The following is a 13,120-nucleotide window of genomic DNA, read 5'->3' on the forward strand; positions in this document are numbered from 1 at the left end:
AGAACCATGGAGCGGTTTATGTCGGTTGAAACCCAACGTGCTTCCGGTGGCTATATCAGCAGTGCGCTGACCTCAGTCGGTAATGTCCGTAAACATAATGAGGATGCTTTTTTAAGTCAGCCTGAACAGGCCCATTGGGCGGTTGCCGATGGTATGGGGGGGCATTCTGCAGGCGATGTTGCCAGCCAGTCAATTGTTACCGCGTTACAGCGTTTTGAGCAACAACCACAGCTGTCGGATAGCGTTGATCTGTTGGAAGAGATACTTCAGCAAACCAATCAGGATCTGCTCGATCTGGCTGGCGGCGGGCAGAAGATTATCGGGTCAACGGTTGCCGGACTGGTGTTGTTACCCGATTTCTACCTGCTTTACTGGTGTGGTGATAGCCGGATCTATCTTTATCGTAACGGTGTGCTGGCCCAGGAAAGTGTTGATCATACCTATACGCAGGAGTTGGTGGCACAGGGCCGGTTAACACCTGAAGACGCGCTGATTCATCCCGAGCGAAATGTTATCACCCGGGCAGTGGGGGCTGCCGATAGACTGTATGTCGATATGGATATCAGAAATCTGCACCCGGGAGACCGTTTTCTGATCTGTAGTGATGGCCTGGATAAAGAGCTGTCTGACGCCGATATAGCCGCGTTTATGGCGCAGCGGCAAACCCCTCTGGAACAGCTAACGCAAGAGATGATGGAATGCTGTCTGGCACGTGGCGGGCGGGACAACATCACCCTGATACTGATTGAAAATCCGTCAGTTGCCTGAAGATAAGGGATACCAGACAGCTTATGAAGGGTTTTAAAGATCAGCTAAAGCAATACCTTCACGGTCAGGCCTCCCTGGACTCGTTGCTTGAAACCGTTTCAGAACTATTGGTTTCACAGCCGCAGCTTAAAGAGAATGTTGTGGCAGGCTTGCAGCAGATGACTGCCCGGGATCTGCTGAGCCAGGATGATCTGAGCGCATTGATGGCGGTTATTATCGATCCCCCTTCTGGGGCGGCAGAGAGTGATAACACTGTTATAGCCAGGGACAGAGCTGAAGTATCAGTTGATGATCATACCCTGGTAAATTCAGTCCCCCCTCATCCCGGGGCTGATCACACTCGTATCACACCACCCGGTAAGCCCCAGTTTGCAGACAGGGGTGATGCTGTATCTATACCAACCCCAACCTCTTCATCCATGAGTGTTGCGACCAGTACGGGAACTTCGCGTTGGGATAAGCCCTTTACGGAAGCGGCCGGGTCGGAAACATCAGTGGTGAGCGTGGGCACGGTCATAAAAGAACGTTTCCGGTTGGTTGAGTTTATTGGCTGTGGTGGAATGGGAGATGTCTATAAAGCTGAAGATCAGCGTCGCATTGATGCACAGGATATTGATAGCCTGGTTGCCATTAAGGTACTGAATAAAACGTTCAGAGAGCACCCGGAATCGCTGAGATCGTTGCAGCGTGAAGCGCGTAAAACGCAAAATCTTGCTCACCCTAATATTGTCAATGTATTCGATTTCGACAGAGATCGGGAACATGTATTCATGACCATGGAGCTGATGCGCGGTGCGCCACTGAGCACGGTGATTAAGCGTAATCCCTCGGGTTTTCCCCTGTCTACGGTACTGGAGTACGTTGCCGGAATGGCCGGTGCGTTGGGATATGCCCATCAGCAGGGGGTTGTTCACTCAGATCTTAAACCGAGTAATGTTTTTCTTGATGGCGGGCAGATAAAGGTTTTTGATTTTGGTATCGCCCGGGCGGCTAAGACCGGGTCTGCTCAGGAAGATAGCTTCGATGCCGGTGAGCTGGGTGCACTGACCCCCAGTTATGCTTCGCCAGCCATGCTGGCAGGGGCCGCGGAGGCCGATCCCCGTGATGACCTTTATGCGCTGGGTTGTATCATCCATGAGCTGCTGACGGGCAAGCATCCGTTTATCCGGGACAATAAGAAAGTGCCGGCCGATGAAGCCTGGAAACTGGGTATGAAGGTGGCCGAGCTGAAGCAGCTTAGCCGCAAGCAGAATAAAGCCTTAAAGCAGCTGTTAGCATTTGATGAGCGACAGCGATGTGACAGCGTGGAAACCTTCATGCAACAGTTTATGCCGCAGTATCAGCGGCATAGTCTGCTGAGCCGTTGGTATGTATGGCTGATGATGTTGACGTTTGTCTGCGGTATCTCCTATTTTCCATTGCGCAATTTCTGGCAGCAGCAGCAGATCGGCGATTTTATCGATGATCTGAATAATCAGGATGAAGCCGCCGTCAATGAATGGCTGGAACGGATTCAGGCCATGGATGCGGAACAGCAAAGCGAGTTTTTCAATGATGCTCAGGTTAAGCGGGAACTGACCCGCTATTTCTTACAACAGGTGAGTCGTAGCGCAGACGCTGACGCCTATGAGCGGGCGCAGAGTCTGGCCGAAAGGGCTCTGCAAATTTATGAAGACTCAAGACGTCTGTCAGATAAGCAGGAGCAACTGATCAAGCAGAAGGCTGCCCGGCTGAATAATCTGAATAATGAGTTGAATCGTCTGCTTGAACTACCCGCCGAACAGTTTGCCGCTGCGTTACAACCGCTGTCTGAGTTGTTGCACAGCATTCAACAGGTTGATCCGCAAAATGCCATGCTGCGCGATGCCCGACTACCGGTTAAATTTATTGAAACCATCGACGAGTTACTGCAGCAACAGCAGTTCAGTATCGCCCGGGGGGCGGCAGACCATGCTATTAAGCTGTTTCCGGGACATCCCGAGCTGGAAAATGCACGTCGTAATCTGGAGCAGGAAGAACTTCGTTATACCCGGACTCAGCGTATCGCAGAACTGAATCAGCGTTTGGATCAGTTGTCGCCAGAGAGTTTACGTAGTTTTGCTGCGGCACGTCAGGATATTGAGGAACTTAAGCAACTGGATCCAGGGAGTCAGCGGGTGAGTGCGTTGCAGGTGTCACTGACGGAGCTGTTACTGGCTGAACAGCAGCAACTCACGGATCAATATATGTGGGATCAGGCCAGCAAATTGAGGGTGACATTTGAGTCTGTTCTCAGCCCGGAGGGGATAGCCCGTTTCGACCAGGCACTGAAGCAGGCGAAAGCCGAATATCAGCAACAGATCGACCAGCAGGTGGCCGATATTGATGCCGATATCTCCGCACAGCGAATTGATGCAGCAGAGACACGCATTGGACAGTTACAGCCGATGGTGACCGACCCAAGAATCATTACCGCCGTCTATGACCGCCTGGCATCGGCGTTGATAAAGCAGTCCCGTGCTGCCCGGGATGAACAGCGCTGGCAGAGTGCTACCGATGCCCTGGACAGAGTTGCAACCTTATCGGTGAGCCCGGAACTACAGCAGAGTGTTGTTTATGAGCGGCAACAACTGAAACAACAGCAGACGATGAATGCTCAGCAGTTGGAAGCTTCTGCATTAGCTGAGCAGGAAAAAAACCGCCAAGCGGAGCTTGTATCGCTGCAGTCTGAACTGAAAACGATTCTGGATGACTCACAACTGTCTGACAGCAGTACCCGTCAGGCACAGAGTATTATCGATCGCATTGAGGCGCAGCAGGCTGACCCGTCTATTGTGAACCAGGGCCGACAACGTTTGATTAAGCGATACACCGAAAAGGCTGTTGTTGTGGCTGATACCGATCTGGTACAGGCGATGCGGATTCTTGAAGACGGCAAACGGCTACTGCCGGGACAAGCGGAGATTACTGATCTGCTGGCTCAGCTGAAGTTGCGCTATGAGAACGCCTCGCAGCAGGAAAAAGCACAGCAACAACAGGCCCTTAAACAGCAGCTCAATACGCTGTTAGCAGATACCCGGTTGTCGCCTGAATGGGAACAACAGCTGGCAGAACTGTTAGCCCGGCTGAAGGTTGAACAGGACGACCCGCAGTATCTGCAGGGCGTGAATAGTCGTATTGCGGTGATATACGCGCAACAATCAGAACGTCTGGCGGCAAAGAATGAGTTTAATGCCGCCCGGGACAGCCTGAAACGGGCGGCTCAGTATGATGCTTCACTGGACCTTTCTGTTCAGAGCGGGGCGATCGCAAATGCGGAAGAGCTGTACCGGCAGCAACAGGCTGAGCGGAAGAGCGAAGCGCGAATCAGTGGTCTTAAACAGACCTTTGATACTCAGATTCAGGCGAATGATCTGACCGCCGCACGGCAAACCTTTGACCAGTTGCAAGCGCTATTGGACGCGGATGACCCCTTTATTACACAGCAGGCGCCGCAAACTTTTCAAACCGTTTATCTGCGCTTAGCCGATCAGTTGGCGGCGCGTCAGCGTTTCACTCAGGCGGAAAAACTACTGCTTAGTGCCCGGGATCTTTTTGCCGATTCCAGCGTCATCGATCAGCGTGTCGCCACCTATCAGGATGGCGTGCGGCTTTATCATATCGGCCAGGCGATTAAAAATCCGGGGCTGAAAAAACTGGAACAGGCCCACGCTTATCTGACTGAGTTGCAGCCGGGGCTGCCAGCAGAAAAATATCAGCAACTGAACGAATCGCTGCAGCGGGCTGTTATCGATCGGATCGCCAGCCTTAATCGCCGGTCTCCTGCACGGGCGCAACAGCTGTTAAACAAAGCGAAACAACTATTTCCTGAAAATATTCCGCTGCAACAGATCAATCTGGAACGTCAATCGTCCCAGGCTGATCGCCAGTCTCCGGAGCTTGCTTCAACCCCATCTCAACAGGCACAGGCAACCAGTCAGGCATCATCTCAGGGCGATAATAGTCAGCAGCAACGCCCCTCAAGCGCCGCTGTATCAAGACCGGTTTCCGATCGGGTCTGTTCTGCTTCGCTGTCAGGGAAAGGGATACGTTCTGCGGCCGTCTGTTGGGATATGCTGGCGGAGGGTGCTGAAAATAAGGGGCCGTTTATGATTGTTGTTCCCTCCGGTGGGGGGAGCCTGGCAATCAGCAAGTTTGAGATATCCCGGCGCGATTTTAATCTGTATTGCAAACTCTCGGGTGAGTGTAAAGGCCTGGGCGGAGCCGAAAAACAGCCCGCGACCGGTCTTAGCCTGAATCAGATCAATGGTTATGCCGCATGGCTGAGCAATGCCACAGGATATGTTTACCGTTTGCCGGCCAAAGCTGAATGGGTGAGTGCGGCCACAGCGAGCGGCAGTAGTCAGCCGCAAAATTATAACTGTCGTCTGACCCGGGGTGATCAGATCCTGAAAGGCCGGGATCTGGTGAGCGTGCAGCAGGGTAAACCCAATGCCTGGGGGCTGGTTAACTATCTGGGTAACGCACAGGAACTGGTGCGCAGTGGCGCAGGGTTGGAAGCGATGGGGGGCAGTTATCAGGTCAAAATGTCTGATTGTTCTGTCTCAATGGCCGTTCCAGTATCCGGGACCATTGATGCGACCACCGGATTCCGTTTGGCAAGAGAACTCTAGAGGACATAGCTATGAGCCGGAGTCTGTATGAACTGTGTTGTCGCTACTCAAATGGCGAGTTAGAGACGCATGAGTACCGGCGTCTGCGTCGCCACTTTATCAATCATTTAGTGAATCGTGGTGATCAGACCCAGCCTGTCAGTGAACCTGACGGGGGGGATTTGACACAGCCACAGCAACGTATGGAAGAGATTCAGCACTCTCAGGTAAGAGATCTCCAGCAGCAAGCTAATATCGCGGCGCCAGCTATGCACCGGAATGTTCTGCCTGTTTCGTCAGCAACACCTCCCAACAAGAGTGCGGGCAAGTGGCTGGCGATTACGGCGTGTCTGCTCCTGGTTGCGGGCGGTCTCTATTGGGTGTTGAGCCGGCAGACGAGTCAGCCTCTGCAGGCAGGCGGGGAGATTGATATTGGCTCAACGGCGAACAGTGTTACCTCAACACCTGTCGTGGCTCAAATGTATGCTTTGTTGGAGCAGGATAAGTGGTCGATTACCGATATTGAGGCGTACTACTCACTTTTACTGCAAAGCTCTGAAGCCGAAAGGAGTTTGCTGAGATCCGATAATCGTTATCATCAGTTTTTAGATAGCGTGCACATCTCTCATGCACTGGCTCAGGCAGATCAGAATGAAGAGATGATTGCAAAGCTTACCCAGCTGGAGCAGGCGCTACGGGACTAGCTGAGAGTTCTGATTAAGCTCACTATCATCCTGCCTGTGTTCACCGATAATTGTGACGCCCCGGGATTAATTTGTTATATTATAACAAATTAATCCATTTAAGATCTTACCGATGTTCCGTCAGATTCCTACCAATATTATTACCGGCTTTCTCGGCGTGGGGAAAACCACCGCTATTCAATATCTGTTAACCCATAAACCGGCTGATGAACGCTGGGCGGTGCTGGTGAATGAATTTGGCGAAGTGGGTATCGACGCCGGCCTGCTGTCCAATGAGCAGCAGGCAACCGGGGTGTTTATGCGGGAGGTGCCCGGCGGTTGTATGTGTTGTGCTGCGGGGATCCCGATGCAGGTGGCCCTGAGTCAGTTGATTCGCCAGGCTAAACCTGATCGTATTCTGATTGAGCCGACAGGCCTGGGACATCCACTGGAAGTGATCCGGGTACTGCAGCAGCCACACTATCAGGATGTTCTCGATCTGCGCAGCACCATTACACTGGTGGACGCCCGAAAACTATCAGATCTCCGCTATACCGATAATGACACCTTTAACCAGCAGCTGCAGGTTGCCGATCGGGTGGTGGCCCATAAAGCAGACCTGTACAGCGGTAATGAGATTGAGCAGCTAGTGAACTATCTGCAAACGCTGGCGTGCGATCCCCCAGTTGTCAGTTGCACTGAGGGTCAGCTAAGTCTCACATGGCTGGATACGGGTTCACAACATAGTTCAATCAATGATGTGGAATCACAGCAACATTCACATGATCAACATGATCATTTTCAGGCTGACGAAGAGATACCTGAATGTGGTTATCTGCGTAAAGATAACCAGAGCGAAGGCTACTTCAGCAGTGGCTGGATTTTTAGTCCGGAATTTGAGTTTGATTACTCAAAGCTTGAGCCGTTTCTGATGGGGATTGAGGCAGAGCGTCTTAAAGCCGTGTTTATTACCAATGAGGGTATCTTTGCTTTCAATATGGCGGATTCGGTGTTGAAAGTTCAGGCTCTGGATGAGGTGATGGATAGCAGGATAGAGATAATTGGCCAGCAACCTGTCGACGCGGCAGCTCTCGAGCGACAGCTGCTTGCTATGGCTGTCCGGTACTGATTATTTATCTGTTCGCTCGCGGGTTGGCGCTGCGATATCCAGCAGCGGCGCAGCATCAAGGGATTCTGCATCCATCATTCCGGCAACCTGTTGCAGCGAGGAAAAAATATGCTGTTGCTGCAGGCTTTCCAGGCTTTCAAAACGGTGAATAAACGCTTCATGTAGCAGAGGCGGAACGGTTTCAAGAACCTGGTCTCCGCTTACTGTTAGCCGCGCGTTAACGATTCTGCGGTCTGTATTGCTGCGGATACGCTCGACCAACTGACGCTCCTCCAGGCGGTTCATAATGGTGGTAACAGTTGCCTGGCTAAGAGAGACAGCGTCAGAGATCCGTTTTACCGTAACATCCCCCAGTTGTTTAATTGCACGTAAAACCATCACCTGTGGAATGGTCAGTCCACAGGACTTCACCACGCGCTTTGACTGAAGGTCGGTCGCCCGGATGATCTTTCTCAGTTCAATCAGAACATCCTGCCAGGAGGGAGCGGGGTCGGTCATCTTCATCTGTTCACTCATATTAGCCCCTTGATAGGGAATGTTTCAGAAACGGCAGCTTTAAAAAAAGTGGTGCGAGTATAGCCCAGAGTCTGTGCAGTACAAATAATCAGAGTAATAATAGTTTGAGTTCTAAATATTAGAAGACTAATATATATAGATCAAATTAATCAGTTCGAAAGATCATGGAGGCATCATGAGGAACCTGTTAGCGATACCAGTAATGGTATTAGCCTTTGGGCAGGCAATGGCTGCAGATGAGTGTGGCAAAGTTACGATTGCAGATATGAACTGGAGTTCAGCGACTCTGATCGCCAATGTTGATAAGTTTATTCTTGAACACGGCTACGGTTGTGATGCAGAACTGGTACCGGGCGATACCATGCCGACGGGTACTTCGATGATTGAAAAAGGCGAACCGGATATTGCGCCGGAGATGTGGAGTAATTCCATGCGCGATGCCCTGGATAAAGGTGTTGCTGAGAAACGTCTGCGTTACGCCGGTAACTCACTTTCTGATGGTGGCGAAGAGGGGTTCTGGGTGCCGGAGTATATGGTGAAAAAATATCCGGAACTGGCAACGATTGAGGGGGTAAAAAAGCACGCTAAGTTGTTTACCCACCCGGAGGATGACAGTAAATCAGCTTTCTATGGTTGTCCGGCTGGCTGGAACTGTCAGATCAGTGCCAGCAATCTGTTCAGAGCTCTGAAACTGGCGGACTCTGGTTTTGACCTTATCGATCCCGGTTCGGGTGCGGGTCTGGCCGGTTCTATCGCAAAGGCGTTTACCCGTGAAGAGCCGTGGTTTGGCTATTACTGGGCACCCACCGCAGTACTGGGTAAATACAAAATGGTGAAAGTTGATTTCGGTTCCGGCATCGATAAACAGCATTATATCGACTGTATCTCTGCTAACGAGTGTGTTGATCCGCATCCTACTATGTATCCGCCTTCACTGGTGCAGACCGTCACCACCGAGAGTTTTGCAGAAACATCACCCGCAGCCTATAGCTATGTGTCTCACCGTTCTCTGACCAATAACCAGCTGAATGGTTTGCTGGCCTGGATGGAGGAGAATCAGGCCGATGGGGAGGTGGCTGCAGAGTATTTCCTGACAGAACATGAAGATCTTTGGACTCCGTGGGTTTCTGCAGAGGTTGCTGACAAAGTTAAGCACGCCTTGCAATAAACGCCTGGTGGATTGTTGTAATACGTCACTGCCCGGTTGCCTTGGTAATCGGGCAGTGTTGTTTCTGAAAGAGGTAAAATATGGCTGATTCAGGCTGGTTAAGTGAGATTCCCCAGCTTAGCAGGGGGGAGTTGCGGGATATCCGTAAATTTCTGGACACCGGTTACCGGGAGTTTTCGCGGGAATACGGTGAGATGATAGAGGGCTTTTTTGATCCTCTGCTATCCTTTCTGGTGTGGTTTGAAAAGTTGTTGTTAGCAACGCCATGGTGGCTGATCATCGCAATAGTGGCGGGTCTGGCCTATCTGTCCAGCCGTTCATGGAAACTCAGCCTGGGCGTAGTCATCTCGTTCTTTCTGATCGGTTATTTCGGTATGTGGGACGATACCATGCGAACCATGAGTATTATTCTGGTCTGTACCCTGATGGCGATTGCGTTGGGGGTCCCTATCGGCATTGCGATGGCCCGTTCGGACCGGGTTCAGTCAGTGGTTACGCCGTTGCTGGATATTATGCAGACGATGCCTGCCTTTGTTTATCTGATTCCGGTGGTTATGCTGCTGGGTATCGGTAAAATTCCCGGCGTACTGGCGGTAGTGATCTATGCCATACCTCCGGTAATTCGTCTGACCAACCTGGGTATCCGGTTGGTGGATAAGGATGTGCTTGAGGCGGCGACTGCCTACGGTGCCAGTTCAGTCCAGCGGTTGATGGGGGTCCAGTTACCTCTGGCGATGCCTACCATCATGGCAGGTATCAACCAGACTATTATGATGGCCCTTTCCATGGTGGTTATCGCCTCGATGATCGGGGTGAAAGGTTTGGGACAACCGGTATTGAAGTCTATTACCAATCAGTATTTTACCCTGGGTTTATTGAATGGTCTGGCGATTGTGGCGCTGGCGATTATCTTTGACCGGGTCTCTCAGGCATATGCCAAACGGAGTCAGCGATACCTGGAGGGTATGGATAATGGCTGAGGCTAAGATGAATACAGAACAGACCGCTCTGATAAAAATTGAAGGTTTATATAAACTGTTCGGCAATAATCCGAAAAAGTTTATGCCGCTGGTTCATGCGGGTAAAAGCAAAGATGAGATCCTTGCTGAAACCGGGCATACCCTGGGCTTAAAAGATATTAATCTGACCATTAATAAGGGGGAGATCTTTGTCATTATGGGGCTGTCGGGCTCCGGTAAATCAACCCTGATTCGTCACTTCAATCGACTGATAGATCCGACAGAAGGGGTGATCGAAGTCGAAGGTACTGATGTGATGAAACTGCCACAAAAAGAGCTGGAGCAGTTTCGTCGCCATAAAATGTCGATGGTGTTTCAGCGATTCGGTCTGTTGCCACATAAATCGGTTATCGATAATGTTGCCTATGGCCTTGCGATCCAGGGCGTTAGCAAAAGTGAAAGTGGCGCTAAAGCAAAAGAGTGGTTGAAAGCTGTTGGTTTGGCCGGTTATGAAGATCAATATCCAGCCCAGCTCTCCGGTGGGCAGCAGCAACGGGTTGGTCTGGCCCGGGCGCTGTGTACCGACGCCGAAATTTTGCTGATGGATGAGGCTTTTTCCGCACTGGATCCACTGATCCGTTCTGAAATGCAGGACCAGTTGATTGAACTGCAGGAACAACTGCACAAGACCATTATCTTTATCACCCATGACCTCGATGAGGCCCTGCGTATCGGCGACCGGATCGCTATTCTGAAAGACGGCGAGATGGTGCAGCAGGGCGAACCGGAAGATATTCTTTTGCATCCTGCCGATGATTATGTGGAAGCCTTCGTTCGGGATGTAAACCGTGCCCGGGCACTGACGGTGGAAACCGTGATGAAAGACCCCATTTGCCGGATAACCGCGAGTACCATCGAAGATGCTCTGAAACAGATGCGAGGTTTTAAAGAAGACTACGGCTATTACGTTAACGACGAGGGCTATCAGGGGGTAGTGACCGAGAAGAAACTGCAGGCTGCCTATGACAAAGATCGTCAGGCAGCATTAACCGCAGAACATTGCGAAGCGCTGGATGCAATTTCACAGGATGCAGTGCTGGAAACCGTTATCCCGGATACCCTGAACTCTGAGTACTCACTCCCCGTAGTGGATGACGAAGGAGAGATGACCGGACAGCTCTCCAGAAGTACCCTGGCTGAAGTATTGGGGAATGAAGAGCCAAGAAGTCGCTAGAACGGAGCCTCCGGCTCCTGCTGGTGGCTAGACGCGGCTGCGCCGCTTGCTAGAAAAAGCATCTTAAAAACCGCCGATTGGCGGTTTTTAAGATGCTTTTTAAGCCGCTTTTCAAGTATTGTTGGCATCTAAATTTTGATTTATAGATACTCTTTTTTGTATTAACCAGGCAATAATCATTGCGTTGAAATAAGCGAATAACAGCAAACCAATTTTATTCAGAACCACTGTGGCAACCATGCCCCCGGTTGACTGTGCTTGAGTGATTGACACTTTGGCGTTCATTATATTAAGGAAGGCCCACCATAGCGCTTCATTAGCAGTGTTTATTCCACCTTCATAACTGCTTTCAAGTTCCAATATCAGACTTGCACAGACTGTATATGCAACGAAGGTGATCAAAATAACAACAAACGTCAGGCTTTGAAATTTGCTGGCCTGAATTGATGAAACAAGTAACTTCAACGATTTTATAGTACGAATAAATCTTAATATTCTTACTATTCTTGCAAGTCGTCCCCAGCGAAACGGGTCAACCAGAGGAATAGAGGATAACAAATCTATCCATCCCCACTTTAAGTATGAAATCTTATTATTAGCGTGATACAAATTGACAAAAAAGTCGCCTAGAAAAACAAAGCAGATGCACAGATCAATTCTTTGAAGGATAAGCGAAACTTCAGGGTCAGTTATCAAGAATGTTTCAAAGAAGACGACAATGAGAACGTATATGCTCAATGCCAGTAGAAATAGTTGGTAAACGGCGCCTCCTTTTTCCTTCATCTTTGATTTCCCTTAAGACCGTTAACAACTTTATTGCAATATCCTTCCCGCTTCGATAGTGCCAAAACATTACGCGTCAGACAAACATTACTGTTGCTCTGAGGCCTCTTGTGCCAACAAAAAAACCGCCAGTCTGGCGGTTTTATAAATGCTTTTTCTAGCTGTAGATTTCAGATACGTTGTTCACAAGTAACCGGCTTATAGGTGGTTGTTTGTTTAAACTACCATGTGGTCTGACAAGGTTATACCACTTCAGATAACAGGATAGTGTCGCATTTCGCTGAGCGGAATTGTTATACAGTTTGCCGTAAGACCACTCCCGAATCAGCGTCTGTATAAAACGTTCCGCTTTACCGTTTGTCTGAGGGCGATAGGGGCGCGTATTCATGGGGCGTGCACCGATCGCTTTGACGGCATTTCTAAAGGCTCTGCTGGTGTAGCACTTACCATTATCCGTCAGCACCCGTTTTACCTTCACATCCATTGCTTTCAGTATTTTGAGGGTGTTTTCAAAGAACCTGACAGCATCCTTAGCCGATTGCCTGGGGTGAACTTCTGCATGGCTCCAACGAGTATAATCATCGATACAGATATGCACGTATTCCCAGCCAGCACCTTTGGTCATCACTTTACGAACACCTGTCTTGCGGTGGCCTGGCTGGCTGAAACGTGCGACACGCTTGATATCGAAGTGAATTAGCCCGCCTGGCTCATCGTATTCATAACGACGGACGGGTTCTGTCTTTTTCAGCAGGTGACCACACATGCGATGGGTAACAACACAGACAGTCGACAGCGGCATCTTGAGTGTGGCAGCAATATCCGTTTGTGACCAGCCACCCAGGGCCAGAGCTTTTATCGCTTGCTCTTGCCAATAAAGCGTTCGCGATGAGATGCGTTTAGGTCGACTTTTACGATCTCGAAGTCCATTGAGGCCTTCTTGATGATAGCGCCTGATCCAGCGATAGATCAGGCTTTTAGATACCTCGAAAAAGTCAGCCAGGTCGGAGACGGGCACATCTTCTTCAAGATGTTTTTTGACAATTAAAACTCGACTATGGAGGCTAGATTTTGCATTCTTGTGCATGGTTGTTCACTCCTCTGTTTAAAGGGCTATTGATTTCGCAACCAACAGCTTCCTATACAACCGAGTTGTGAACAACCTCTCTGAATTTCACATCTAGCAAGGAAACGAAGTTTCCGTCTAACCACTAGCAAGTCGCGAAGCGGCGTCTGGCGGCTGCTCTTA

The 13,120-nt window shown here is 50.2% G+C and carries 10 protein-coding genes; 7 read left to right on the forward strand and 3 right to left on the reverse strand.

Annotation, left to right across the window (positions count from 1 at the left end; translation table 11 throughout):
- Positions 1-18: 18 nt before the first annotated feature.
- The 4 genes from OCU43_RS03890 to OCU43_RS03905 all read left to right on the forward strand — a co-directional run bounded on the left by OCU43_RS03890 (position 19) and on the right by OCU43_RS03905 (position 7,211).
- A complete protein-coding gene (locus OCU43_RS03890; protein ID WP_175483633.1) occupies positions 19-768 on the forward strand; it encodes a PP2C family protein-serine/threonine phosphatase in 750 nt (249 codons plus the stop codon).
- Positions 769-791: 23 nt separating this feature from the next.
- On the forward strand, positions 792-5,420 hold the full coding sequence (locus OCU43_RS03895) for a protein kinase domain-containing protein (protein WP_091362240.1): 4,629 nt from the start codon (positions 792-794) through the stop codon (positions 5,418-5,420).
- 11 nt (positions 5,421-5,431) lie between these two features.
- Positions 5,432-6,103, forward strand: a complete 672-nt coding sequence (locus OCU43_RS03900) for a hypothetical protein (protein ID WP_091362241.1) — start codon at positions 5,432-5,434, stop codon at positions 6,101-6,103.
- 112 nt (positions 6,104-6,215) lie between these two features.
- Complete coding sequence (locus OCU43_RS03905; RefSeq protein ID WP_091362242.1) at positions 6,216-7,211, forward strand: CobW family GTP-binding protein; 996 nt, start codon at positions 6,216-6,218, stop codon at positions 7,209-7,211.
- Here OCU43_RS03905 and OCU43_RS03910 read toward each other — a convergent pair whose 3' ends face one another.
- On the reverse strand, positions 7,212-7,727 hold the full coding sequence (locus OCU43_RS03910; protein WP_245756654.1) for a MarR family winged helix-turn-helix transcriptional regulator: 516 nt from the start codon (positions 7,725-7,727) through the stop codon (positions 7,212-7,214). It lies immediately after the preceding gene.
- A gap of 175 nt (positions 7,728-7,902) precedes the next feature.
- Here OCU43_RS03910 and OCU43_RS03915 point away from each other — a divergent pair, with 175 nt between their 5' ends.
- The 3 genes from OCU43_RS03915 (at position 7,903) to OCU43_RS03925 (ending at position 11,088) form a co-directional block, all read left to right on the forward strand.
- Positions 7,903-8,895 carry an ABC transporter substrate-binding protein gene (locus OCU43_RS03915; protein WP_091362243.1) on the forward strand — a complete coding sequence of 331 codons (993 nt, stop codon included), beginning with the start codon at positions 7,903-7,905 and terminating at the stop codon, positions 8,893-8,895.
- An 80-nt stretch (positions 8,896-8,975) separates the two neighbouring features.
- The gene (locus OCU43_RS03920; RefSeq protein ID WP_091362244.1) at positions 8,976-9,875 is read left to right on the forward strand and encodes an ABC transporter permease; all 900 of its coding nucleotides are present in this window, start codon (positions 8,976-8,978) and stop codon (positions 9,873-9,875) included.
- The gene (locus OCU43_RS03925) at positions 9,868-11,088 is read left to right on the forward strand and encodes a quaternary amine ABC transporter ATP-binding protein (protein WP_245756655.1); all 1,221 of its coding nucleotides are present in this window, start codon (positions 9,868-9,870) and stop codon (positions 11,086-11,088) included. Before OCU43_RS03920 ends, OCU43_RS03925 begins: the two co-directional genes overlap by 8 nt.
- A gap of 111 nt (positions 11,089-11,199) precedes the next feature.
- Here the strand turns inward: OCU43_RS03925 and OCU43_RS03930 are convergent, their stop codons facing one another.
- Together OCU43_RS03930 and OCU43_RS03935 are read right to left on the reverse strand one after the other, a co-directional pair.
- The gene (locus OCU43_RS03930) at positions 11,200-11,871 is read right to left on the reverse strand and encodes an ion transporter (protein WP_091362245.1); all 672 of its coding nucleotides are present in this window, start codon (positions 11,869-11,871) and stop codon (positions 11,200-11,202) included.
- A gap of 157 nt (positions 11,872-12,028) precedes the next feature.
- The gene (locus OCU43_RS03935; protein WP_261832965.1) at positions 12,029-12,958 is read right to left on the reverse strand and encodes an IS481 family transposase; all 930 of its coding nucleotides are present in this window, start codon (positions 12,956-12,958) and stop codon (positions 12,029-12,031) included.
- Between the last annotated feature and the right edge of the window lie 162 nt (positions 12,959-13,120).

This window comes from Amphritea atlantica (assembly GCF_024347255.1).
Taxonomy (GTDB): Bacteria; Pseudomonadota; Gammaproteobacteria; order Pseudomonadales; family Balneatricaceae; genus Amphritea; species Amphritea atlantica.

Bases quoted from the DNA above. Each gene is read 5' to 3' on its own strand.
- OCU43_RS03930 (WP_091362245.1), bottom strand. From the start codon at position 11,871: ATGAAGGAAAAAGGAGGCGCCGTTTACCAACTATTTCTACTGGCATTG.
- OCU43_RS03900 (WP_091362241.1), top strand. From the start codon at position 5,432: ATGAGCCGGAGTCTGTATGAACTGTGTTGTCGCTACTCAAATGGCGAG.
- OCU43_RS03890 (WP_175483633.1), top strand. From the start codon at position 19: ATGTCGGTTGAAACCCAACGTGCTTCCGGTGGCTATATCAGCAGTGCG.
- OCU43_RS03915 (WP_091362243.1), top strand. From the start codon at position 7,903: ATGAGGAACCTGTTAGCGATACCAGTAATGGTATTAGCCTTTGGGCAG.
- OCU43_RS03905 (WP_091362242.1), top strand. From the start codon at position 6,216: ATGTTCCGTCAGATTCCTACCAATATTATTACCGGCTTTCTCGGCGTG.
- OCU43_RS03925 (WP_245756655.1), top strand. From the start codon at position 9,868: ATGGCTGAGGCTAAGATGAATACAGAACAGACCGCTCTGATAAAAATT.
- OCU43_RS03895 (WP_091362240.1), top strand. From the start codon at position 792: ATGAAGGGTTTTAAAGATCAGCTAAAGCAATACCTTCACGGTCAGGCC.
- OCU43_RS03920 (WP_091362244.1), top strand. From the start codon at position 8,976: ATGGCTGATTCAGGCTGGTTAAGTGAGATTCCCCAGCTTAGCAGGGGG.
- OCU43_RS03935 (WP_261832965.1), bottom strand. From the start codon at position 12,958: ATGCACAAGAATGCAAAATCTAGCCTCCATAGTCGAGTTTTAATTGTC.
- OCU43_RS03910 (WP_245756654.1), bottom strand. From the start codon at position 7,727: ATGAGTGAACAGATGAAGATGACCGACCCCGCTCCCTCCTGGCAGGAT.